The 24,252-nt window shown below is 56.4% G+C and carries 19 protein-coding genes; 10 read left to right on the top strand and 9 right to left on the bottom strand.

The window, feature by feature from the left end:
• Entirely contained in the window at positions 1-1,308 is a 1,308-nt protein-coding gene (gene hslU, locus C4S59_RS12005; protein ID WP_103910738.1) for an ATP-dependent protease ATPase subunit HslU, read from the top strand.
• Here hslU and C4S59_RS12000 read toward each other — a convergent pair.
• Positions 1,270-2,649 carry a hypothetical protein gene (locus C4S59_RS12000; protein ID WP_103910737.1) on the bottom strand — a complete coding sequence of 460 codons (1,380 nt, stop codon included), beginning with the start codon at positions 2,647-2,649 and terminating at the stop codon, positions 1,270-1,272. The two genes, hslU and C4S59_RS12000, sit on opposite strands and share 39 nt — an antisense overlap.
• A 112-nt stretch (positions 2,650-2,761) precedes the next feature.
• Between C4S59_RS12000 and C4S59_RS11995 the strand changes: the two genes are divergently transcribed.
• Positions 2,762-3,559: a sulfotransferase family protein gene (locus tag C4S59_RS11995; RefSeq protein ID WP_103910736.1), complete on the top strand. Its 798-nt coding sequence runs from the start codon at positions 2,762-2,764 to the stop codon at positions 3,557-3,559.
• Here C4S59_RS11995 and C4S59_RS11990 read toward each other — a convergent pair.
• From C4S59_RS11990 to C4S59_RS11980, 3 genes are all read right to left on the bottom strand, one after another.
• Positions 3,504-4,409: a glycosyltransferase family 2 protein gene (locus tag C4S59_RS11990; RefSeq protein WP_103910735.1), complete on the bottom strand. Its 906-nt coding sequence runs from the start codon at positions 4,407-4,409 to the stop codon at positions 3,504-3,506. The genes C4S59_RS11995 and C4S59_RS11990 overlap by 56 nt on opposite strands.
• 3 nt (positions 4,410-4,412) lie before the next feature.
• On the bottom strand, positions 4,413-5,084 hold the full coding sequence (locus C4S59_RS11985; RefSeq protein WP_103910734.1) for a sugar transferase: 672 nt from the start codon (positions 5,082-5,084) through the stop codon (positions 4,413-4,415).
• A 74-nt stretch (positions 5,085-5,158) separates the two neighbouring features.
• The gene (locus C4S59_RS11980) at positions 5,159-7,336 is read right to left on the bottom strand and encodes a GumC family protein (protein ID WP_103910733.1); all 2,178 of its coding nucleotides are present in this window, start codon (positions 7,334-7,336) and stop codon (positions 5,159-5,161) included.
• A 139-nt stretch (positions 7,337-7,475) separates the two neighbouring features.
• On the opposite strand from C4S59_RS11980, the gene C4S59_RS11975 reads away from it, so the two are divergent.
• On the top strand, positions 7,476-8,975 hold the full coding sequence (locus C4S59_RS11975) for an oligosaccharide flippase family protein (RefSeq protein ID WP_103910732.1): 1,500 nt from the start codon (positions 7,476-7,478) through the stop codon (positions 8,973-8,975).
• On the opposite strand, the gene C4S59_RS11970 is transcribed toward C4S59_RS11975, so the two are convergent.
• The 3 genes from C4S59_RS11970 to C4S59_RS11960 are packed head-to-tail and all read right to left on the bottom strand — an operon-like array spanning position 8,917 to position 12,438.
• Entirely contained in the window at positions 8,917-10,005 is a 1,089-nt protein-coding gene (locus tag C4S59_RS11970) for a glycosyltransferase family 4 protein (protein WP_103910731.1), read from the bottom strand. The genes C4S59_RS11975 and C4S59_RS11970 overlap by 59 nt on opposite strands.
• Positions 9,987-11,024, bottom strand: coding sequence for an acyltransferase family protein (locus tag C4S59_RS11965; RefSeq protein ID WP_103910730.1), 1,038 nt, complete (start codon positions 11,022-11,024; stop codon positions 9,987-9,989). The genes C4S59_RS11970 and C4S59_RS11965 overlap by 19 nt, the downstream gene beginning before the upstream one ends.
• The gene (locus C4S59_RS11960; RefSeq protein ID WP_103910729.1) at positions 10,996-12,438 is read right to left on the bottom strand and encodes a mannose-1-phosphate guanylyltransferase/mannose-6-phosphate isomerase; all 1,443 of its coding nucleotides are present in this window, start codon (positions 12,436-12,438) and stop codon (positions 10,996-10,998) included. The genes C4S59_RS11965 and C4S59_RS11960 overlap by 29 nt, the downstream gene beginning before the upstream one ends.
• Before the next feature lie 205 nt (positions 12,439-12,643).
• On the opposite strand from C4S59_RS11960, the gene C4S59_RS11955 reads away from it, so the two are divergent.
• Positions 12,644-13,702 (top strand): glycosyltransferase family 4 protein, encoded by a 1,059-nt coding sequence (locus C4S59_RS11955; RefSeq protein ID WP_146064536.1) that lies wholly within the window; start codon positions 12,644-12,646, stop codon positions 13,700-13,702.
• Here the strand turns inward: C4S59_RS11955 and C4S59_RS11950 are convergent.
• Positions 13,692-16,016: a hypothetical protein gene (locus C4S59_RS11950; RefSeq protein WP_103910727.1), complete on the bottom strand. Its 2,325-nt coding sequence runs from the start codon at positions 16,014-16,016 to the stop codon at positions 13,692-13,694. The two genes, C4S59_RS11955 and C4S59_RS11950, sit on opposite strands and share 11 nt — an antisense overlap.
• Positions 16,017-16,244: 228 nt before the next feature.
• On the opposite strand from C4S59_RS11950, the gene C4S59_RS11945 reads away from it, so the two are divergent.
• Genes C4S59_RS11945 through C4S59_RS11935 form a run of 3 tightly spaced genes read left to right on the top strand, consistent with a single transcriptional unit; the run spans position 16,245 to position 19,971 of the window.
• Positions 16,245-17,390, top strand: coding sequence for a polysaccharide biosynthesis/export family protein (locus C4S59_RS11945; RefSeq protein WP_103910726.1), 1,146 nt, complete (start codon positions 16,245-16,247; stop codon positions 17,388-17,390).
• A 3-nt stretch (positions 17,391-17,393) separates the two neighbouring features.
• Positions 17,394-18,563, top strand: a complete 1,170-nt coding sequence (locus C4S59_RS11940; RefSeq protein WP_103910725.1) for a glycosyltransferase — start codon at positions 17,394-17,396, stop codon at positions 18,561-18,563.
• Positions 18,564-18,597: 34 nt separating this feature from the next.
• Positions 18,598-19,971, top strand: a complete 1,374-nt coding sequence (locus C4S59_RS11935) for a phosphomannomutase (RefSeq protein ID WP_103910724.1) — start codon at positions 18,598-18,600, stop codon at positions 19,969-19,971.
• Here C4S59_RS11935 and C4S59_RS19505 read toward each other — a convergent pair.
• Complete coding sequence (locus tag C4S59_RS19505; protein ID WP_146064534.1) at positions 19,957-20,142, bottom strand: hypothetical protein; 186 nt, start codon at positions 20,140-20,142, stop codon at positions 19,957-19,959. The two genes, C4S59_RS11935 and C4S59_RS19505, sit on opposite strands and share 15 nt — an antisense overlap.
• Between C4S59_RS19505 and C4S59_RS11930 the strand changes: the two genes are divergently transcribed.
• The 3 genes from C4S59_RS11930 to C4S59_RS11920 all read left to right on the top strand — a co-directional run bounded on the left by C4S59_RS11930 (position 20,142) and on the right by C4S59_RS11920 (position 24,220).
• Complete coding sequence (locus tag C4S59_RS11930; protein WP_103910723.1) at positions 20,142-21,476, top strand: NAD(P)-dependent oxidoreductase; 1,335 nt, start codon at positions 20,142-20,144, stop codon at positions 21,474-21,476. The genes C4S59_RS19505 and C4S59_RS11930 overlap by 1 nt on opposite strands.
• A gap of 3 nt (positions 21,477-21,479) precedes the next feature.
• A complete protein-coding gene (gene preA / locus C4S59_RS11925; RefSeq protein WP_103910722.1) occupies positions 21,480-22,784 on the top strand; it encodes an NAD-dependent dihydropyrimidine dehydrogenase subunit PreA in 1,305 nt (434 codons plus the stop codon).
• A gap of 185 nt (positions 22,785-22,969) precedes the next feature.
• Positions 22,970-24,220 (top strand): Zn-dependent hydrolase, encoded by a 1,251-nt coding sequence (locus tag C4S59_RS11920; protein ID WP_103910854.1) that lies wholly within the window; start codon positions 22,970-22,972, stop codon positions 24,218-24,220.
• The last annotated feature ends 32 nt before the right edge of the window (positions 24,221-24,252 follow it).

Raw genomic sequence — 24,252 nt, 5'->3', positions numbered from 1 at the left:
ATGACTGATCTGACCCCCCGCGAAATCGTTTCCGAACTGGACCGCTTCATCATCGGCCAGCAGGACGCCAAGCGCGCCGTTGCTGTGGCCCTGCGCAATCGCTGGCGTCGCAAGCAGCTGTCTGATGATCTGCGCGATGAGGTTTATCCCAAGAACATCCTGATGATCGGGCCGACTGGCGTGGGCAAAACCGAAATCAGCCGCCGCTTGGCGAAACTTGCCCGCGCGCCGTTCATCAAGGTTGAGGCAACCAAGTTCACCGAGGTGGGTTACGTGGGTCGCGACGTGGAACAGATCGTGCGTGATCTGGTGGACGCCGCCATCGTGATGACCCGCGAACACATGCGTGAGGATGTGAAGGCTGCGGCCCAGAAGTCGGCTGAAGACCGCGTGATCACTGCCATTGCTGGCGAAGATGCCCGTGAAGGCACGCGCGAGATGTTCCGCAAAAAGCTGAAGTCAGGCGAATTGGACAATACCGAAATCGAACTGGATGTTGCCGATACGGCCTCGCCCTTCCCGATGATGGATATCCCCGGCCAGCCCGGCATGGGGATGGGGGCGTTCAACCTTGGCGATCTGTTCGGCAAGGCGATGGGCGGACGCACCACGCGCAAACGGATGACGGTTGCCGAAAGCTACGACATTCTGATTTCGGAAGAAGCAGATAAGCTTCTGGATGACGAAACCGTCAAAAACGCCGCGATCGAAGCGGTCGAACAGAATGGCATCGTGTTTCTGGACGAGATCGACAAAGTCTGCGCCCGTACCGATGCTCGCGGTGGCGACGTGAGCCGTGAAGGCGTGCAACGCGATCTGCTGCCGTTGATCGAAGGCACGACTGTCAGCACCAAACACGGCACCGTTAAAACCGATCACGTCCTGTTCATCGCATCGGGCGCGTTCCACATCGCAAAGCCGTCCGACCTGCTGCCAGAATTGCAGGGCCGTCTGCCGATCCGTGTGAACCTGCGCGCGCTGACCGAAGAGGATTTCGTGCGCATCCTGACGGAAACCGACAACGCGCTGACACTTCAATACACTGCGTTGATGGGCACCGAAGACGTCACTGTTTCGTTCGAACAGGACGGGATCGCCGCCTTGGCCAAGATTGCGGCCGAGGTGAACCAGTCCGTAGAAAACATCGGTGCGCGTCGTCTTTACACGATTATGGAGCGCGTGTTCGAAGAACTGTCTTTTGCCGCGCCTGATCGGGCTGGTGAAACGGTGGTGGTTGATGCCGCCTTTGTTGAAAAGCACCTTGGCGATCTAAGCCGGTCGACGGACCTCAGCCGCTACGTGCTGTGATCCCGCACGGCCCAGTGCCATGGCCAAACCGGCCAAGATGAAAAACACGGCTTCCAGGTTCGGATAGGGCTTGGTCAGCGCGGCCTGAATGATCAGCGCCGCGCAGCCCGTTTTCAGGGCCGCCGAAACGTTGGTGTTCAACGTGTCGGTCACTTGCCGCGCAAAAATGACCCTGGCCACGAACCAAAGATAAAGTGCGGTTCCCGCAATTCCCAATCCGCCCAGACAGGCAAAAAACCAGCCAGACGCGCGCCCCGCGCCCATGCCTGTTCCAAGGCCGATGGTATCTTTCAGGTTGGTCAGAGCCTGATTGTTCCAAGACATACGCTCAGTGGCCGAGTCGCTGGACACCTTGTCGATCAACACCGCGTCGATCACATGCGCGACCTCGGCGTTCAGGCTGTAAAGCGCCACAGACGCGCCTGCCATGACCGGAAGAAATGCAGCAGAGAGCAGGATCAGCCGTGCCGCAGGTTTCAGATGCGAAATCGTTTTCAGATGCACGGCCACAAAGGCAACCGAGAACAAAGTCAGCCCCAAATAGGCCGCGCTGGACGTGGAGCGGATCAAAAGAAAGAACATCGCGATGGCAAATAATTTTGGCCAAACACCAAGGGATTTGACCATCGTCATCCGAAGCCAGAAACCGAATAGCGCCATGGTGAAATAGGCATAGGCAGAAGGTTCTGGAAACCCGCCGCTGACCCGTTTGATGCCACCCAGATACTGGTTGTCCAGCATGGCCGCCCGCATTGTCCGGATCGAGTCCAACAGATCGGGAAATCCCAGCGCATAGGACGCGATATCAGCCACGCTCAGCACAATGTGTAAAGACGTTGCTGTGATCATCGCCTTCAGCGCCAGATCGGCGCGCGGTTTGCGTGCAAAGACACCGGCCAGAAGGAAAAAGATCGAGGAGGCGACCATGAAACGCAGAAACTGGATGGTGATCGTGGACGTGGGTTCAAGAGGTCTTAGGGCGATGGTTGCATAATCCCGCATCTGAACGGTGACAAACACGTCGGTTCTGTGGCTAAGGATTTGCGGAAGGAACAACGCGCCAAGCCCTGCCAGAATGATCAGCAGTAATAACGGGAAGCCCGCCTGATGTGGGCGCGCGGACTGGACGATGGCGGCGGTAAAGCCCGTGCGCCCGATCAGCGACAGCCACATCGCCAGAATGGCGAAGTCCAACAGCGATACGGTGCCCGCCTGACCAAGTGCAAAAGCGGCGCTGCTTCCAAACGGCATAACCGCAGCCAGCAAAACGACGCCGCGAACAGGCCCTGCAAACAAGATCGCTGCGAATAGTACCAGCGCAATGGGAGTGGTGGTGAGCAAGTGTTTGGCGGTCCGTGTTCTGAGTGTCGCGCAAGACTCCCTTAGTCATGATTAAGGAAGTCTTTACGTTGTTCGATTTTCTTGAATAGGAGCGAAAGAAGGCAGGAAAGACGTGTCGGTTCCAGACCACATCAAGGGCATAGCCGCGGCAACGGCTGTTACCGTTTTGCCGCGTCTGCGGTTTGAAAACAGCATCCTTGTTCTGTCCCATATGCGATCTGTCAGCACCGCGCTGACCCATGTTCTGGCGACGCACCCCGAAATCTGGGGATATGGTGAAACACATGTGTCTTATACGGACGAGCGGGCACCGGGTCGGCTTTGGCTTAATCTGCTTCGTCATCACCGGTCGGGTATCGGCCGCAGGTTAATTTTGGACAAGGTGCTGCATAACGATCTGGATCGCGCCGTCACGCCTGCGTTCTATCGGGCTAGGGCCGTCTTCCTGTTGCGTTCACCCGCTCCGGCCATCCGGTCGATTCAGGCTTTGTCCATGGCGCAAGGGTTGGCCGATTGGCAAAGCCCTGAACAGGCAGCGCGGTATTATCTGATGCGGATCACAAGGTTGATGCATCATTGGAACCACTTCCCGCCAGAGCATCGTATCGGGATGCTGTCAGAAAACCTTATGCGCGATCCCGAAGGTGCATTGGTGCGTCTGTCGCAGTTTTTGCCTGTCTCGCACCCTTTAAAGAACCGCTATGTTGCTGAAGGTCGGGAGGCGCGACACGGGGCGGGTGATCCGACGCGAAGCCAAGATTTGACAAGGATCGAGCCGACAGATGTCGATGTGGATTTATCTCTGCCTGTCGGCGTTGATCGAAAACTGGCCGCGCACTGTGTTCAGGCTTATCTTACGGCTTCGGACCTGATGGACTTGGCCGAACATGCGTTAAACGATCGGGGCTAACCCTTCCCCGTATCCAGTCCTTCAGCGCGGCACGATTACCGCGCGCCCGCCCGGCGCGATCGATCCAGTCTTCGGGACAAAGCTGTTTCAGATGGTTTGCGAGTATGTTTTTCATCGTCAGTTTCAGCAGAAACACCGGCGGTATATGCCCCTTACCGGACAGGTAGATGGGGTTGGCGACCTGACTGTATCCAAGCATTTCGCCACTGCTTTCACGACCCAGCTTTGTCCCGCAATGAACGCCGCTGACGGTATTCACCTGAACCATTTCGCCATTGACGCGACTGGCAAAATCAACGTCTTCCTGCCAGCCGTAAAGCGGCAGTGCCTCATCAAACCGCGTGTCGCTAATGGCGTCTGTTCGGTAGGCCATGTTGCAGCCGTACAAACCCACAAGATTGCGTTTGATCGCGATTGGCACCGGCCCGACTGCCGGGCGGTTCCGAAGCATGCTGCGGGCGTCAGAAGCGTCTATTCCTCGGGAATGGATTCCATCGGCCAAAAGCGTACCATTCATTCCAGCGGCATAGCGCAGGGCGGCGAACGCGCGTGAAAGCTGTTCCAGAGCATCGGCGCTGGGCATGTAGTCATCGTCGATGAAAAAGACGATGTCGCATTGGTCTGAAAGAATGTTCAGAGCATGGTTGCGCTGCTTTGGCAGGCCTTTTTCCGCAAACTCAACACGCAGGGGCATTTTGGCCGTGTATCGTGTCAGGTCGGGTATGTCGCTGGGCTGTGTTGCGACGATGATGACCTCGTGTGCGGGCTGCGTCTGTACGGTCAAAGTATCAAGTGTGTCGGGCAGTATGCTTGCTCGGCCACAGGTGCAAATGACAACGGAAACGCGCACGGCTTACAGACCGGACCGTTTTAAAACACATCCAATCGTGCGGAACAGAATGACCAGATCTTTGCTGACCGAGACGCCGGATGCATAGCGTACATCCATGTTGATCCGCGTATCGTAGTCGACCGCATTGCGGCCCGAAACCTGCCAAAGGCCGGTTATCCCAGGGCGCAGTTTGAGGTAGAAATTGCTGTGGCTTCCATACAGTCGAAGTTCGTTCAGTGGCACAGGGCGTGGGCCGACAAGGCTCATGTCGCCGATCAAGACATTCCAAAGCTGGGGCAGCTCATCCAGGCTGGTTTTCCTGAGCAGGCGTCCAAGCACCGTCACACGCGGATCGTTGGTAATCTTCCGTCCCTTTGTCCATTCGGTACGGGCGGCTGCATTTCGGCTCAACAGGTCTTGAAGCTGCGCCTCGGCATCGGGGCGCATAGTTCTGATCTTCCAGCACGTAAACATCCTGCCGTTTCGGCCAACCCGTTTGTGACCGTAGAATCCGGTGCCGCCATCAAGGCGGGCCAGTACCCACAAAAGGGCCACGACGGATGCCACTGGCACCGCCATCAGCAGCGCCAGACAAACATCAAGGAACCGTTTGCCGTGCCGTTTGTAAAACTGGTTTCTGGTCTGGCTTTCGGGGAAAGCAATGGTGCTGTGGATGGGAGTGAGATCGGTCATAGACGTTCCCTGATGTCGCGCGTTCCAATTCTAGTTTGCGCGCTCAGGAGACGTTTCTTGTGGTTACTATCGCGTTAAAAACCAGAAGATAATGCAGGTTTTATCGCACCTTGTTGCGGGTAGCCGCGCGGTTCGGTGCGCGGGTCTGTCCATGACATCACGATGCCTTCCGGAACGACGCCGATATTGCGCAAAGTGGCCAATCCATCCGCCACAGATCCGCGTGCCGTAGCGCCATATTGAACGACGAAAAGAACCTGATCGACCAACGGCGCGATGCTCAGGCTGTCAGACACAGGAAGCAAGGGTGGTGCGTCGACGATAACAATATCGTAGCGTTTTTTCAGATTGGCGAACAAAGCGCGCAGAACGCGACCCGAGTAGATCGGCGCGCCGACGGTTTCCGGCCCGATCCCTGCAAAATCAAAGCTAAGATCATCGGCTGAATGAATAACCTCATCCAGATCACAGCCTTGCGTCAGGTGCGCATGTAGGTCGGGTCCCGAGAACAAACCGACCTGACGTGACAGGCTTTTCTGGCGTGTGTCCAGATCAAGCAGCACCACAGACCGCCCCATGCTGGCAGCCGCATTAGCAAGGTTCATCGCAGTTGTGGTTTTGCCTTCTCCGGGCATCGAGGACGTCATCATAATGACCGAGGCTTCGTCGTTCATGCGTTTGGAAAGAACTGTCCAAAGCTGTCTGATGCGTTCAAGGTAAAGGCATTCTGATGCGGCGCTACGTTTGATGGGCAGGCGTGTCAGAACGCGGACACCTGTTGCCCTTTCGATGTCCGGATCGCGGCGGAAGCCCTTTTCGAGGATCTCCATCAAAAGCGCGAGAACCAGACCAAGGCTAAGGCCCAGAGATGCGCCAAATCCTGTCATCAGTTTGATCCGCGGCGCAGAGGGCCCCGCAGGGATTGCCGCCGCGTTGACGACCTTGGCCTCGGCCCGTTGAATTTGAAGCTGTGCACGGGTGTCGGCAAGCCGCGTCAGCGCCGTCTCGTAGCCATCCCGGATGGCATTTGCTTCGGTTTCAAGCTGGCGCAGGGTCAGTGAGCGCTCTGAAATATTGGAAATGCCCCGCTCGATTTCCAGAATATCGGCCGACAGGCTTGTCTCGCGCGCGGCGAGGGCCGTGATGTTTTCCGACAAATTGCGTTTTTGTTTGGTAACTTCCCGTGCAAACTCAGATTCAACACGGCTGATTTCAGCATCCAAGAGCCTGCGTTTCGGGTGGTTTGGTCCGTACAAAATTGACAGGCGTGCTTCTTCCTGAACAAGGCTGCGGCGCGTGGATTGAAGCGCCGCGATGGCCGGATAGGCGTTGGGCTGAAGATTGACCTCAAGCAGGTTTTCCGCAGGAATAGACTCTAATATTTCCAGCTCTTCCTTGATCCGTGTTTTGTCGGCACGCACGGAAGACAGCGCTTGGTTTAGCGACAAGGCCTGTTGCTCCAGCACCTGAGGCGATGCGCCCGCGTAGTCCAGATTGTCCTTTTTCGCCTGCTCAACCCGCTGTTCTGCTTGGGTCAGTTCGCCTTCGCGCAGTGCAACCTGATCTGACAGCCAATCCGTTGCTTTCTCGATGACCTTTTGCCGTTCGCGAAGCTGGGTTTCGAGGTAGATCTGGGCAAGCGTATTGGCGACTTCTGCCGACAACTGAGCAAGCCCTGTCGTGACCGAAACCTCGATCACATAAGACTCATCAATTCGTTTGATCCGTAACCCGTTTCGCAGCGACTGAACGATGCGATTCAGCCGCCGTTCTTCGAGCGAAATCAGTTCGAAATCCTGTTGGTCGTAAGAACTGATGCCAAGGGCGCGGCGGATGTACTGGGCCAGTCGCGTGCTAAGTCCCTGCGATGCGAGGCCGGGATCAATGGGGGTGAATTCATCAATACCGATACGCTGGACAACCCGTTCCAACAAAGTTGAAGAGCGCAACATCGCAATTTCGTTGGCCATCACCGGATCGGAAATATCCAGATCAGACACGACCTGATTTGACGAGGCGGCCAGCTGTTGTTGTCTGGGGTCCAGTAACAAAGTGGCGCTGGCGGTGTATTGCGACGGCTTCATTGCGGTCAGAACAAACATCGCAACTGTCGCGGCAAGTGTGATTGCCAGAACCAGATTCCGCCGACGCCAAACACCGACAATCAAGCGCAAGAACTCACCATGGTCGTCAGTGCTCCGCTGGTCAGCGTAGGGGCTTTGCCCGGTGTCGGTGTGATGCGTGTTTTCCATGGGCCCAACGAGTTAAGTATTCCGTCCTAATCCTTTCCGGATCACGTTTTTACTTTTCTAAAAACGGGATTAACGAATGCTTAAAGCCCGGTGTGTGACGGTTGGTTTCACCACGAAATGCACGGCTTACGGCGTCTAGATGTCCATTTTAATTGCAACTGCAAAGTCTCGGGCCTTGGGGGCCTTATCGCTGGGTTTAACCGTGCTGGGTCCTGCATCGCAGCAGATCGCATCACTGTTGATCGCTCTGGCCGCTGCTGCGGTTTTAAGCGTTGCTGATTTCGGGACCTACGCCTTGGCCATAGTGTTTGTCGAGGCTGGCATCCTGCTGATCTACACCGGCTTTCATCACTTCATTACAGTTGAAGACGATGACGAGTCCGTTCTTTTGCCAACCTGTTTATGTTTGATGGTGGGGATCAGCGCGGCTTTCGGCCTTGTCCTGTTCTGTTTGGCTCCATCCCTTGCTGTTTGGTTCGAAAGCCCCGAGTTGTCGTTTTTGTTGCAGGTGCTTTCCGTTTTGCAGCCCGCTGCCGCGGTGATCGGCTGGTGTTCGGCTGTGTTGTTGCGAAAGGGCGCGACGACCACCTATTTTACCGGTCTTTTATTCAGCAACGCCGCATCGGTTTTTATCGGCGTTCTCGGTCTACTGGTGTGGCCGTCTGTATTCGCGCTGCTTGCCTACCGTGTGGTGCGTATCTGCATTGGGTTGGCAGTCTTCTTGTGGGCCGTGCCCGTAAAACCCAAGCTTGGTTTCAACCGATCCTCGGCCAGACGGGCCTTTGCTTTCGCACGCAGTTTATACGCCGCGCGATTTCTTGGGTATTTCGGCAATTTCGGCGCTGACCTTGTGCTAGCTGCCATGTTTACGACGGCAGAGTCTGGCCTTTACAGGTTTGCAAATCGTCTGGCGTCGGCCTCTGTCGATTTCGTCGCGCTGCCGATCAAAACGCTTGCTCAGTCACGCTTCGGTCAGGCCGCGCGTGAGGGTGCCGGGTTGCAGGGAATGTTTGAGGTGTTTGTTATCTACCTCGCCTTCTTCGGTGGCGGCGCAGTGGCAACCGTGACCCTTCTTGCGGAAATCGCCGTCGCGGACTTGTTTCGACCAGAATATCTGCCCGCCGCCACACTCGTCGGGTATCTGGCCTGTCGATCCATTTTGATGGCGATCGGGGATCTGACCGAACCGGTCTTTGCTGCACTCAAGAAGACAAAAATAAGTGTCTATTTCAGCCTGATCAGTACATTTCTAACGCTGACGGCGATCACGCTTAGCGCGCCATACGGTGTCGGGTCAATGGTGGTCGCCCTTGCGATCGGCGGGCTTGTTTCGGCTGTGGTCGCGGTCGGTTTGATCCTAAGGCACACTGACCTGAAGATCCGGCCCTTGCTGGTTCCGCTGTTCAAAATCGTCGTTGCACTTAGTGGGTTTGCGTTTGCCTTGGGTGGCATTCTGGACAGCGTTGACTTGGGCTTTATCGGTCAACGGATCGTCGCAATATGCCTTGCGCTTTTCACTATTCTTTTCGCGGCATTGATCGGGGCTTTGCCGGGTTTCGGATTGCCCCGCGGTACATCTTTCAAAAACCCCAGCCTTCCAGATGTTCCCAGACGCGTTGTGCGGCAGCGTTCCATGTAAATCGAGATGCCTGCTGCCGTGGGCAATCCCGCGCGGTCACGTGGCCTGTGCAAATCTTGGCAATGTACCGGGCCCAATCAGATGGGCGCATGTCGTGCACGACATAGCCCGCTTTTCCGACAACCTCGGGCAGTGCACCATAGGGCGATACGATGGGGTGCTTTCCAAAGTACATGGCTTCAAGCGCTGGCAGGCCAAAGCCTTCTTCCAGCGACGGGATCAAAACGGTTTGTGCGGCCTGATATAGCGCGGCCAGTTCTGCGTCGGGGCATCGGCCCGCAAAGATGACATCCGAAGGAACGGTCAATCCGATACGTTCAAAATCTTTGGAAGTTGCGTTGCCAACCAGAACCAAGGGGATGTCGGCCAACCGTTGATCCCTGAATACATCGATCAGGAAAGCCACGTTTTTATGCGGTAGAAGCGAACTGAAACCGAGGCAGAAGGGTGCGCCGGTTGCTAATTCCAAACGCTTCAGAACTGCGGTGTCGGGTTTGGTGGATACGACGGTGCTTGGGCCGTTTGGGACCACCCCTATCGTGTCCGCATGTCCGATCCCGAGCGCAAGTAGCGCCTGCTTTGAATGCTCGGACACCGTTAAAATCCTGTTGCCGCTCGCGCCAGCCCGCCGAGAGGTCAGCTGCCGCCATTTCCGTGCAGGGAACCGGTAAGACTGCGGCGTGCGGAAGACGTGGGCATCGTGCAGCATCGTGACATAGCCGCTGCCTCGAAGCGGGACTGAATTGAACAGGCCCACAGGCACGCCGACCTCGCGGAGTTTGGGCATATAAACCTGATCCCACACTGCACCCGTGGATTGGCCCATAGCGATGACAGAGCGGGATAGTTGCATTGCGCGGTTTTCCAGCGGTTTCGGCACGGCAAGATGTACTTTCCATCCGTTCTCATCGGCGGAGGTGATCAATGCTTTGGTCAGGTTCAACGCCACCGCATTCACGGCGCTGTTTGTGTCCTTCAGGAAGCGCCCGTTGATAACGATCGACCGTGCCTTCACCGCCAACCAAGCCATTTCTCAATACCTGCACGATTGGCGATTTGGCCTGCCAACAGTGGAATAATCAGCCCGAGAAGGGTCGCTGCGCAGATGATCACGGCCCAGTCTGTAACGCCGATTTTCAGCAATCCGATGCGGGTTCCTGCGGTTATCAGGATGTGCAAAACGAAAACCGGCATTGTGTTCTGTCCGATAAGTCGAAGCACCTGCATGAATGGAACATTCGGCATATTCAGAGCCACATATTGGCTTGCTCGATAGAGTAAAAACGGCCCTGCAAATGCCGCCGGTAATAGCCATATCTGTGACGCAGGATACGCATCTGTATTGTCGATTGGCAGGGTCCAAAGCATTAGCAAACTAAGGGCCGTGATAATAACTGCCACCGTTGTCGATGATTTCGGGAAGGCTCCGGAAACCCGCGCGTTGGGGATCATCGTTCCGAGGATAAAAAAGCCGATGAAACGGGTCTGGTCGGGCAAGGCGGGTAGGATGTATGGCGCGCTGATAACGGCCATGCCCAGTGCTGCACGTACCGTATTTGGCGCCCCTCTCACCGCGCGGGCAATCAGAATTGCGATGCCCAAATAGTAGAGAAACCACATCACTGCGGGCGGTTTCCACAGAATGGTGAAAGGATGAAAGCCTGTCATCGCGGTATTTGTATAGGCCCGCATTAGAAAATGGGCCGACATCAAAACCAAACTCCACAACAGATAGGGCCAGACCAATCGGGACCAGAACCTTGCTGCAAAAACATCTGTTGGAAGGTTGATCAGTCTGGGCGCCAGATAGCCCGAGATCATGAAGAAGAGCGGCATGTGCACCGCATAAATCGCGGTTAAAACCCGTTCTGCGTTGTCCGAGATAAGACCAGCGCCAAGCGCACCAACCAGCGCATGGCCAAAGACGACAAGGACCATCGCAAAGCCGCGTGCAATGTCCAAACCTGCATCGCGATTTTTGACCCGTGTCAGGGGTGCTGCGCGCAGGTTCGGAAGCAACTCAGCCCTTTGCGCCTTGTCCCCGTGCATATACGTCCTCGTAGCGAATGATGTCGTCTTCGCCTACGTAGCTTCCGGTCTGAACCTCGATCAGAACCATTGGCACCTTGCCGGGGTTTTCCATCCGGTGCTTTGCGCCCAGCGGCACGTAGATCGATTCATTTTCCGACACCAGAGTGACCTTGTCGTCCACAGTGACACGCGCGGTGCCCTCGACGACGATCCAGTGTTCGGACCTATGGTAATGGCTTTGCAGGGATAGCGCCGCGCCGGGGTGTACCAGAATACGTTTCACCTGAAAGCGGCCGCCGATGACAAGGCTTTCGAACCAGCCCCAAGGGCGGTGTTCTTTTGGAAAGTCTTCAGCCTGTGTCGCTGATTTTGCCTTTAGCCGGTCAACGGCCAGCTTTACATCCTGCGCGCGATCCTTGGACGCAATCAGGACGGCGTCGTTCATGGCAACGGCAATCAGGTTTTCTACCCCGATTCCGACCAGTTCCAGTCGTTCGGATTCTGACCGAAGGATACTGTCTTTGCATTCAATCGCTGTCACATTGCCGATTGCGGCAACGCCCGAATTGTCCTGATCAGACGCACGCCAGACGGCATCCCATCCACCCAAATCGGACCAGTCCGAGTTATAGGGCACAACGGCCAGGCCGCTCGCCTTTTCCATAACCGCGTAATCGATAGAGATATTTGGCGCGCGGTCCCAGTCGGCAGGTGCGAGGCGCAAGAAACCCAGATCAGGTTGCGCATTGCTGACAGAGGCCTGAACGGGCGGAACAATTTCGGGCGCGTGTTTCTGGAACGCGTCGACAACGTCCGATGCGCGGAACAGGAAGATACCCGCATTCCAAAGGTAGTTCCCCTTCGAAAGCATCGCTTCGGCTGTGGTCAAATCGGGCTTCTCGACAAATGCCTTCAGCGGCAGACAATCGTCGCCACCTGTGTCCAGTTCCAGATAGCCGTAGCCCGTTTCGGGCCGGTCAGGTTGAATGCCGAACAACACAATGCGCCCATCGTTTACAGCCTTCATGCCTTTGGCGATGGCTTGGTGAAAGGCGGCGTTGTCCTGAATGAGGTGGTCGGATGGGGCCACCAGCATGACGGCTTCGGGATTGCGATCCATCAGATGTAGCGCGGCAGCCAGAACCGCAGGCGCAGTGTTCCGGCCCGAGGGTTCGATCATCACTGTGCCCGGATCAATCCCGACTTCGGTCAGTTGCTCGGTCACGATGAAGCGGAAGTCCGAATTGGCGACCACGACAGGCTTTTCGAACCTGATTTTACCTGCAGTACCGTGCAAACGGCGGGCCGTTGCCTGAAACAGCGATGTGTCGCCAATCAGGGGCGAAAACTGCTTCGGATAGCTTTTGCGGGACAAAGGCCAAAGCCGTGTGCCCGATCCGCCGGCAAGAATGACAGGTGTGATGCTCTGCATGATGCACAAGCCTTTGACTGTAATGGTTACCAAGTGGTGAACATTTCTGAGAACAGAGGCCACATTAAGGAAATACGGGTCAAAAACCAGTTCTCTTCCAAGGCGTTGCCAATGCGCATCAAAAATTTAACGGTTTGGAAACCTCTCTAAACCCTGAGTACAGCATCCGGGTCTAGATCAGAGTGGGTGCGTTGTGCAAAACGCCTTGGACAATTTGGCAATCAACGGCCGCTTCCTGACGCGGAGGCCCACAGGTGTTGATCGGACGGCTTATGAATTAACCTGCGCGTTGGCGGATGTGTCTGCGCAAAATGGCGTGCCGCCGCCAAAGATTGTGGTGCCAACGGATGCCCAGACGATCATTCCGCTACCCGATGAGATGCCAGTAGAGGCGTTTGGAAAGGTTCAGCACTGGGGTGGCGCGTTTTGGGAACAGAGCAGTCTCGCGGCCCTTTCCAAAAATCAGATGCTTCTCAATTTTTGCAACACGGGGCCTATGCTGCGCAGGCATCAGGCGGTGATGATCCATGACGCACAAGTCTGGTCCGCACCCGAAAGCTACAGCGCGTCCTTCCGGAATTGGTACCGCCTGTTGTTGCCAACACTCGCCCGCCGCGCCGATGTGGTTTTCACGGTGTCGGATTATTCCCGCAAGATGTTGGAACACTTCGGCATCGTTCCTAGGGGAAAGGCACATGTCATTCCGAACGGCGCGGATCATATTCTGCGTGTCCAACCTGACACGACCGTTTTGACGCGGCACGGGTTGACATCTAGGGGCTATTTTCTGGCGATTGCCAGCAATCATAAACATAAGAATATCGACCTTCTGGAAGCCATTCAAACAGACCGTCCAATCGTTCTCGCAGGCGGCGCACAGCGCGCTGACAAGGGAAATCTGGTCTCAATCGGGCGCGTTTCAGAAGGCGAGCTAAGGGCACTTTATGCGTCTGCTCAGGCCCTTTTGTTTCCGTCGTTCATCGAAGGTTTCGGGCTGCCCCCGCTTGAGGCGATGGCGCTGGGCACGCCGGTTATTTCATCGACCGGCGGGGCATTGCCGGACACGTGCGGTCACGCGGCCATGTTCGCAAACCCCTCGGATGCCAACGAATGGACCACGTGCGTCCAAAGGCTGAATGGCTCCAGCCAGCTTTGGGATGAACTGTCAGCCATGGGAACTGAACACGCAGCCAGTTACACATGGGCCGGATCAGCAGACCTGATCCGGCACCATTTGTCCGAAGTCAGCGGGATTAGCCGATAGGCCCGTACCCAGCAGGCGCAGTTCCCGCAATCCTGTCAGAGGACCCGTGCAATACCACCTGCGCTGCCGCATCATTTTTAAGATTCACGTAGGGATAGATCGCTCCGGTCATGCCCGAGCAACTGAAACCACTTGTCGATGTTGCGGGATCTGCCGCAGCGTTGTTGTTCCAGACAGTGTCTCCGGCCTTTCGCAGCCAGAACTGGCTTGTCGTCGTGTCGATGGCGATCTGGATGATGTCGCCGTCCGCGATGGTGTTCCCGCTGCCCATAAAGGACGCGCCGCCGGTGTGAAAAACATATGCACCCGACCAATAGCAACGGGACACACCGTTTTGGCCGCCGGTTGCGTAGTCGATAGTATCGCCGGAAATACCCAACCCGTTTACGCCGACAGTTGCGCCAATCTCAAAGTAGACCGTTCCGCTAATCGCGGTCGCACCCCGCGTATGGCGCATACCATTGATCGCGGCAGTAGCCGACACTGTCCTGTCGCTATCGCTGTAAGCCAGCTGCTCGGGCGCAGGGCTGTTGATCTGGCTGTCCCAAGCGACGATTGCGCTCGCCACCGGCGCGGTCACCGCCGAGGTTGCGGCAGAAACCGTAGGCGCGCTTTGGCCATCGGCATTTGTTGCAATAACAGAGACTGATAATGCAGTCCCCTCCAGTTCTGCCCCAACCGTCAAAATGTTCTCGGTTGCGCCGGATATCGCCACACCATCGGCCAGCCATTGGGTCGCATATGCGGTTGGTGACCCGCTCCACGCTCCGTTCGAGGCCGTCAACGTATCACCTACAACCGGTGTCAGATTGTCGATTGTTGGCAGGCTTGTGTTTGTCGGGGGCACCAAGATGACAGGCGTTGTTCCAAGGTCATAATCAACTTTGAAAAGCCCGGCTTTCGTCACACGATATGTGACCGAACCACCCGCTGCGACAGACAGTCTAAGAATTGCAGGGACGGTGGTTCTATCCGCGGTCAAGGCGACCAGTTTTGCGTGCGGATACAAAGTTTCAGTGGGTGGATTTGCGACTGCGACGTCGAAATACCCGCCCAGGATCGAGCCGTCGACTGTCAGCGTCTGGATGCCATTGAAACCGGTGCTGGCCGCATCGACAGACACCTCAAAAATGCTGTCGAATATTTCGCCTGTCGCGGCCTCCATTGTGACGTCGACTCTAAGCTGTAGCTGGCCTTTGTCCGGCGCATCGGTGATCGATACGATGAGGTCGTTGTTGACGGCGCGTGAAATCGTCCAACTTCCAGTACCCACTGCGCGTGTAGCCTGCCAACCTGTCGGAACGATGCCCGAGACACCCGTTGCAGCGGCAGGTGTATCCCCGTCAAATGTGGCAAGCGCACCCAAACGGTTCGCCGCATTGTCCATCCGGTTGCCCGCCACAAGGCTGCGAATGGTGCTGGCAGTCTGCCCCGCTAGATAAGCGGCGCCATGGGACACATTGGGGTGTGTCCGGTCATCCTTCATGGTCACGGGATCAAAGCCAGAGACATCGACAGCAATCACGGACGGATTGAGCGCTGCGATATCGCGAATGATTTGCGCCAGTTCGGCGTAATATGCGTCATTGCCATTGGGGTCGACGTCTTCGGCACTGGTCCGACCATCCGGTAACGTCGGCACGGCAACGACCGTCGCGCCAGCCGCGACATAGCGGTCAAACAGATCCTGAATCTGCGCTCGATGATCTTCAACAGTCGCGTTCAGTTCACGATTTGCGCCAATCGGCCCGACCACAACAATCGTATTGTCTGGGACAATCCGCTCAATCACGCTGCCTGCGCTATCCAGCATGTCGATGATCGTATGACCGCCGACCGCCTGATTATATTCCGGCGGAACCAGCGCGACATCCCCCGTAGTCGACACCAGAAGATCGCGAAATCCGGTATGCGCCATGACGCTGTCTCCATCGATCAAAAGCGTAGGCGGCGTGTCAGCCGAGAAGATTTCCGTTGTCATGCCCAAAAGGTTTTCCGGAAGAATGGTCGAACGGGACGTCAAGCTTCCGTACTGGACCAGTTCCTGCTCTCCGTTCGCAAGCAGCCAGATGTTGTAGACACAGCTTTGACCTTCGGGCAGCGCAGCAAGATCGTCTGTACTAAGCACCGCTTGGCTGTCTTGCGTCACGTGTTGAAGAAGCGGCGATTGGTGGGAATGCTCGGCGATCGTGATGGCCACGCTTGCGCCCGTCGGAACGCTGTCAAAGTGAAACGCCAGCGCTTCGCCGGTGAAAAATCGGACATCCTTACGTGCGACTTCGTTTCCGAATTGCACCACCACGTTCTCGGTCATATCGCACCCCTTATGAAAAAGCTGACCGCGAATTTTGGGGCGTTTGGCTAAAAAGCCTTTAGGCCGCCGTGCGCTACCGCATCGGATGCAACGGATTGTATGCGCTGCTTAAGGGGCTGTTAACCTTGCTCAAGAATTAATGAGGCCAGTTCTTAACCTGGCTCCGGTTCTTTTATGGTCACTCTGAAACCAGCACTCTTAGCGGCTCTTACCCTTGCACTGCCAAGCATGGTGGTGGCCGGCGACTATCAGCTGATCGTCGGCGACGAGGTGCAGTTGCTTTTGCCAGGCGACACCGAGCCGTCAGTTATGAAGGTCGATCTGGATGGCGAAATCCGGTTGTCCGGTTTGGGCGGGGTCGCCGTTTCAGGGTTCAGTCTGGATCAAGCGGAACACACAATCGAAACGGCTCTCGCGGACCGTGGCCTATACTCAAATCCAGACATCACCATCGACATTGCAAACTATGCGCATGTGACCGTCTTCGGTGATGTCGCACGTCCGGGCCGCTACGATTTCACGCCGGGAATGACCGTTGCCACCGCTTTGGCGATGTCTGGAGGCCATCAGGAATGGGGTATCAGCAAAATCGAACTCGAGCGGGCGCAGATCGAGCTGGAAAGCCAACGAAAGGCGTCCAACTACGAATTGGCGACGCTCGTTCTGCAAGAAGCTAAGCTGAGCGCAAAACTGCAGGATTTGGCTAAATTAGAGCCTGATATCTCCCGTATTCCTCAACCGACTGCGGTCAATTTCAAGATCAGGTTAGATCAGGTCACAGCACTCTTTATGCAAGAGCAGTCCTACTACGCTGAAACCCTTGCCTTTATGGAAAAAGAGGTCGGCGACCTGTGGCGCCAAAAGGAACTGTTCGATCAGAAGCTGGCCGTTCAGAACGAAATTCTGGATACGGCTGAACAGGGAATGGCGCGTTCGAAAGAGCTGCTTGCCAAGGGTCTACAGACCTCGACCCAACAGGCGATTACGCAACAGCGCTACGCAGATGCGCGGGCGAAAAAGCTGGAACTCGAACAGGCAATATTGCTGGCAGACCGCGCATGGTCGGACGTGTTGAAGGCGAAGTCTTCTTTTGTCGAAGACCGCCGTCAAAAAGCGATGACTGAGTTGATGCAGACACAGGCCAAGCTGGATCAAGAAACGCTGAACTACCGCCGTTTGGCTAAACAACTGGCATTGCTCAGCGGCGGGGAATTCGCCGCAGCCCTGCTGTCAGAAGAAGCGACCCAAACCGTCAGTGTTCAAAGCTCGCGCTCAGGGCGCGAATTGCTGGAGGTTGCGGACACCAACCTGTCTCTGATGCCAGGTGATACGGTGATTATCAGCCTTAACGACCTAAGCTTTTTCGACGGATAACCGATGTACATCAGGTCCAGAAAAGCGCCTCGGGTCGCGTTGATCCACTACTGGCTGGTGGGAATGCGTGGTGGCGAAAAGGTTCTGGAATCGCTGTGCCGGATGTTCCCGCAAGCGGATATCTTCACGCATGTTGCTATTCCAGAAAAGCTTAGTCCGACATTGCGCCGCCATAGAATAATCGAGACTAACATTGCCCAATATCCGTTCTCGAGGCGCCACTATCAGAACTACCTCCCCTTAATGCCCCGCGCTCTCGAGGCGCTGGATCTCAGGGGATACGACTTGGTCATTTCGTCTGAATCCGGCCCTGCCAAGGGTGTGTTGCCCCCGCCTGATGCGCCGCACTTGTGCTACTGTCATTCACCGATGCGCTACATTTGGGATCAGTTCCATGTGTACCGCGAACAGGCCAGTCCGCTGCAAAGGGCCGTGATGCCCCTTTTCGCTCATGGCTTGCGTCAGTGGGACGTCTCTTCATCCGCGCGTGTAGATGGTTTTGTCGCAAACTCAACTCATGTGTCCAAACGCATCCAGAAATACTGGCGCCGAGAGGCTACCGTCGTCGCGCCACCGGTGGACGTTTCCTCGTTTCAGCCCGCCCCGAAAGAAGAAATCAGCGATAGCTATCTATGGGTTGGCGATCTCGCCTCGTACAAACGGCCTGACCTGATGCTTCGGGCGTTTAAACAGATGGATTTGCCATTGAACATCATCGGCGGATCCAAGGCGCAGATACGCCAATTGTACTCTTTGGCAGGGCAACGCACGAAATTTCTGGGTCACGTCGATGCCCCAACCTTGCGCGCTTATCTCAGCCGCTGTCGGGCGCTGATTTTTCCCGGCGAGGAAGACTTCGGCATTGTGCCTGTCGAGGCTATGGCCGCGGGTCGTCCCGTCATTGCCTATGGTCGCGGTGGTGTCCTTGATACGGTCATCGACGGACAGACCGGGATTTTCTTTGATGATCCCACCGTCGACAGTTTGGTCGGCGCAATAGACAGGTTCCTAAAATCCGGTTTGGCGTCGGCGGACTCGTCTTTGTTCACCGCACAGGCTGGTAAATTCACCGAGGCCCGGTTTCACGCTGGCATTGTCAAAGCGCTGAAAAACATTGGATTTGACGAAAACGTTTGCGACTTCCCTTTGCCGGTCAGGCTTGCATCAGGTTAGATAAGATCTGAATGCAGTAAATCGTGGGGTGTTTATGTCACCAAAGTTTGGAACCAGCGGGCTTCGTGGATTGGTAACGGAACTGACGCCGGAATTGGTGACATCCTACGTTCAGGCCTTCCTGCGATCCTGCGATGTCGGAAGTAAGCTCTTTGTCGGCCGTGATTTGCGGCCATCTTCTCCGAACCTGGCCGACATTGTCATGACTGCGGCCCAAAACATGGGAATGACTGCAATCGACGCGGGCGAAGTGCCGACGCCTGCATTGGCGCTCACGGCCCAACAACAGGACGCCAGCGCAATCATGATCACGGGCAGCCACATACCTGCGGATCGAAATGGGCTGAAATTCTATTCCCGCGCGGGCGAGATCGCCAAAAAGGATGAAACAGCGATCTGTGCGGCTTTGGAGAAGCCGGTGCAGGCCGTTGCCCAAGGGCAGCGTGTCAGCGATCCGGAAGTGAACTCTCGCTATGTATTGCGATACGTGACGGCTTTTGGAAGTGCGGCTTTGGCCGGAAAAAGGATCGGGCTTTACTCACATTCTGCCGTTGGTCGCGACGTACTGGCCAGTATCCTGCGGCTTTTGGGGGCCGAGGTGACCGAACTCGGACGCTCCGAAACGTTCATTCCTGTTGATACCGAAGCGGTCGATAGCGCAACGCGCGACAGCATCCGTACGTGGGTTCAGTTGAACGGCTTCGATGCCGTGATGTCGATGGATGGCGATTCCGACAGGCCGCTGCTTGCTGACGAAAACGGCAAGATCGTTCCTGGCGACGTCATGGGCCAGATCACAGCCGAGGCATTGGATGCCGACACTGTCGTCACGCCCATTTCCTCGAACAGCGGTGTTTCTGCCAAAGGTTTTGCAAACGTCCACCTGACCCGTATCGGATCGCCGTTTGTGATTGCCGGTATGCAAGCGGCTGGCGGCAAGGTTATCGGCTACGAGGCGAACGGCGGTTTCCTTTTGGGGTTCGAGGCCACGGTCCTTATCGGAACCTTGTCGCCGCTTATCACGCGCGACTGCGTTTTGCCTTTGATCATGACATTGGTCGCGGCGGGTGAAGGCCCCGTTTCCCAGCGCGTCGCCCACGAACCGCGGGTTATCACGGTCGCTGACCGGCTTCAGGACGTTCCGCAGGTCCGCTCTTCTGCTTTTGTTGGCAAGCTGGCGCAAGATCCGGAGGCGCGCGCGTGTTTTCTGGCGGCGCTAGGTTCGACCGAACAGAAAACCGATCTAACCGATGGCGTGCGAATGTATCTGACGGATGGCCGGGTCGTGCACGTTAGACCATCAGGAAATGCCCCCGAATTGCGCCTTTACGTCGAAGCGCAGGACGAGGACGCAGCAAACGCGACTTTGGCGCTTGGGCTTAACGTATTACGCTCAAATCTTGCTTGATTCGTCGAATTCTGTTGTTTTTGCAGGCAAAGAGCGGGAATTTTTGCCAATCTTTTGAGCATCTTTGAAGATTTTTCCTGATTTCAAAAATTTACCGTTTGATAAAAAAATGAATTGAAGCAAGCTGAGTGCAGCTAAAACACCCAAAATAAAATTAGCAGGGAAAGCCAATGAACAGTCCGACAACATCCGGAATTGTTGCGGGACGGTTAAATGAACAGCAGCTTGCTGACAATTTTTCCGACCTGCATGCCCCCCTTGATCCACACGAAGCATCAGTTGCCGCAGACCGATGCTATTTCTGCCACGACGCCCCTTGCGTCACGGCCTGTCCTACCGACATCGACATCCCGCTGTTCATCCGCCAGATCGCAACAGGCCAGCCCGAAGGCGCCGCAAAGACGATTTTGTCGCAGAACATCCTTGGCGGCATGTGCGCCCGTGTGTGCCCCACTGAAACGCTTTGCGAACAGGCATGTGTTCGGGAAGAGGCCGAGGGCAAACCAGTCATCATCGGCCAGCTTCAGCGCTTTGCGACCGACACGCTGATGGCGCAAGGCATTCATCCGTTTGCGCGTGAAGGCAATACGGGCAAGCGCGTGGCTGTTGTCGGGGCCGGCCCGTCAGGACTTGCCTGTGCGCACCGGTTGGCGATGCGCGGCCACGACGTGGTCATCTACGAGGCCAGCACAAAGGCCGGTGGCCTGAACGAATTTGGCATTGCCGCTTACAAATCCACCGATGATTTCGCCGCGAAAGAGGTCGACTGGCTTCTTAAAATCGGCGGCATCACCATCGAAACAGGAAAGGCACTTGGTCAGGGCCTGAACCTGTCCGACCTGACTTCGGAATTTGACGCGGTCTTCCTTTCCATTGGCTTGGGTGGCGTAAACGATCTGGCAGCAAGCGGCGCCGATAAAATCGGCGTAACCGATGCAGTCGATTTCATCAGCCTGCTACGCCAGACAGATGATTTGAAAACACTGCCAATCGGTCGAAACGTCGTTGTGATCGGGGGTGGTATGACGGCTGTTGATGCGGCTGTTCAGTCCAAACTTCTTGGCGCTGAAAACGTTACCATCGCCTACCGCCGTGGCCGAGATCGGATGGCAGCGAGCGAGTTCGAACAGGACCTTGCGACCTCGAAAGGCGTTCGCATCCTCTATAATCTGCAGCCCGTTGCCTTCCACGGAAACGGATCGGTGGTCGAGGTTGAATTTGAGTACACCGCCGACACGCCAACCGGATTGCAGGGCACCGGCGAAACCATGCGAATTCCGGCAGACCAGGTGTTCAAGGCGATTGGCCAAACGCTCGAAACTTCGGAACAGCTGAAAATCGAACGCGGCAAGATCGCTGTCACCGGCGCTGGGCGTACCAGTGTGGGTGGCGTCTGGGCCGGTGGCGATTGCGCGCTGGGCGGTGAAGACCTGACAGTGACCGCCGTCGCGGAAGGCCGCGATGCCGCAGAAGACATTCATCAAACTCTGATGGGAAAGGCGTAAACCATGGCTGATCTTACGACCAATTTCTTGGGCATCACTTCGCCGAACCCGTTCTGGCTGGCCTCTGCCCCTCCCACGGACAAAGAATACAATGTCCGTCGCGCATTCGAGGCCGGCTGGGGCGGTGTTGTCTGGAAAACACTGGGATCGGAAGGCCCCCCAATCGTCAACGTGAACGGCCCCCGCTATGGCGCGATCTATGGCGCTGATCGCCGCCTTCTGGGCCTGAACAACATCGAACTGATCACAGACCGTCCCTTGGAAACCAACCTTGAGGAAATGGCCCGCGTCAAAGCCGATTACCCGGACCGCGCTCTGATCGCATCGATCATGGTCCCGTGTGAGGAAGAAGCTTGGAAGGCGATCCTGCCGCGTGTCGAGGAAACCAACGCTGACGGGATCGAACTGAACTTTGGTTGCCCCCACGGGATGAGCGAACGGGGCATGGGTGCCGCCGTTGGTCAGGTGCCCGAGTACATAGAGATGGTCACGCGCTGGTGTAAAAAATACTACGACCGTCCCGTGATCGTGAAGCTGACGCCGAACATCACTGACGTCCGCTACCCTGCACGCGCAGCAAAGAATGGCGGTGCTGACGCGGTAAGCCTGATCAACACGATCTCGTCCATCACGTCCGTTAACCTCGATAACTTCAGCCCTGAACCGTCGATTGACGGCAAAGGCAGCCACGGTGGCTATTGTGGCCCCGCGGTGAAGCCTATCGCGATGAATATGGTGGCCGAAATTGCCCGCGATCCGGAAACACATGGTCTGCCCATCAGCGGTATCGGCGGGGTCACCACATGGCGCGACGCTGCTGAATTCATGTCGCTCGGTGCAGGCAATGTTCAGGTCTGCACGGCGGCGATGACGTATGGCTTCAAGATCGTTCAGGAAATGATCACTGGTCTATCTGAATGGATGGACAAAAAGGGCTACACATCGACCTCTGACTTCATCGGTCAGGCCGTGCCCAATGTGACCGACTGGCAGTATCTGAACCTGAACTACATCGCCAAGGCCAAGATCGATCAGGACGCCTGCATCAAATGCGGTCGCTGCTATATCGCGTGCGAAGATACCAGCCACCAGGCCATCTGGATGAAGGAAGGCCGCGTGTTCGAGGTCAATGATGCCGAATGCGTGGCATGTAACCTGTGTGTCGATGTTTGCCCGATCGAAGGCTGCATCACGATGGAACGGATGCCAGCGGGTGCAACAGACCCACGCACAGGCCAGACCGTTCAGGATGAATACGCCAACTGGACGATGCATCCGAACAACCCGTCCTCACAGGCGGCGGAATAAAAACCAGGGCTCTGCATGGCTTTGATGCAGATTTGTGCAGTGCCTCACTCAAACCAATCTCAGGCCGCGAGCGCACAGAATAAATCTTGACCGGCTGGTCAGTTTCTGTTCGCCTAGTGGCGATCCAGTGATCCAAGCCCGACCAAGCCAAAAGGCATAGGGCACGACAACAGGGAGACATGCTTATGCCCGCACCCGGTGAAAACCTGCGGATCAATGGCGACCGTCTTTGGGACAGCCTGATGGATATGGCCAAAATCGGCCCAGGTGTTGCAGGTGGTAACAACCGCCAGACGCTGACCGACGCCGACGGCGAAGGCCGCGCACTATTCAAGCAATGGTGCGACGACGCGGGCTGTACGATGGGCGTCGATACCATGGGCAACATGTTCGCCCGCCGCGAAGGCACCGATCCGGACGCGCTGCCTGTTTACGTCGGCTCTCACCTTGATACACAGCCCACCGGCGGCAAATACGACGGTGTTCTGGGCGTTTTAGGCGGCCTAGAGGTGATCCGGTCGCTAAATGACATGGGCATCAAAACCAAACACCCCATTGTCGTGACAAACTGGACCAACGAAGAAGGCACGCGCTTTGCCCCTGCCATGCTGGCCTCGGGTGTGTTTGCCGGTGTTCACACCCAAGACTGGGCCGAAGACCGTACGGATGCTCAGGGAAAACGGTTTGGCGATGAACTGGACCGGATCGGCTGGCGTGGGGACGAACCCGTCGGTGCCCGCAAGATGCACGCATTTTTCGAACTCCACATCGAACAGGGCCCGATCCTAGAGGCCGAGGGTAAGGACATCGGCGTCGTGACACATGGCCAGGGCCTGGCGTGGATACAGGTCACGATCACCGGCAAAGATGCGCACACAGGCTCGACCCCGATGCCGATGCGCAAGAACGCGGGCCTTGGTATGGCGCGCATTCTGGAAAAGGTCGATGAAATCGCATGGTCCCACAAACCCCACGCTGTGGGCGCCGCGGGCCACATCGATGTCTACCCGAACTCGCGCAATGTGATCCCCGGTAAGGTCGTGTTCACTGTCGATTTCCGCTCGCCTGATCTGGCGGTCATTCAGGACATGGAAAAGCGCCTGCATGAAGAGGGCCAAAAAATCGCCGCAGACATGGGCCTGACGATTGAATTCGAAAAGGTCGGCGGCTTTGACCCCGTAGCTTTTGACGATGATTGCGTTAGTGCTATTCGCGGCGCGGCGGAACGTCTGGGGTATTCCCACATGAACATCATTTCGGGCGCTGGGCACGATGCCTGCTGGATCAATCAGGTGGCACCGACCGCGATGGTGATGTGCCCTTGTGTCGATGGCCTAAGCCACAACGAAGCCGAAGAGATTTCGAAAGAATGGGCCACCGCAGGTGCAGACGTTCTTCTGCACGCCGTGGTCGAAACGGCCGAGATCGTATCGTGACAGAACGGCACAAACCGATAAGCTATACGAAT

Source organism: Thalassococcus halodurans (genome assembly GCF_900108225.1).
GTDB classification, from domain to species: Bacteria; Pseudomonadota; Alphaproteobacteria; order Rhodobacterales; family Rhodobacteraceae; genus Thalassococcus; species Thalassococcus halodurans.
The sequence above is the reverse complement of the archived record's forward strand: the minus strand, read 5'-3'. Positions and strand labels throughout refer to the sequence as shown.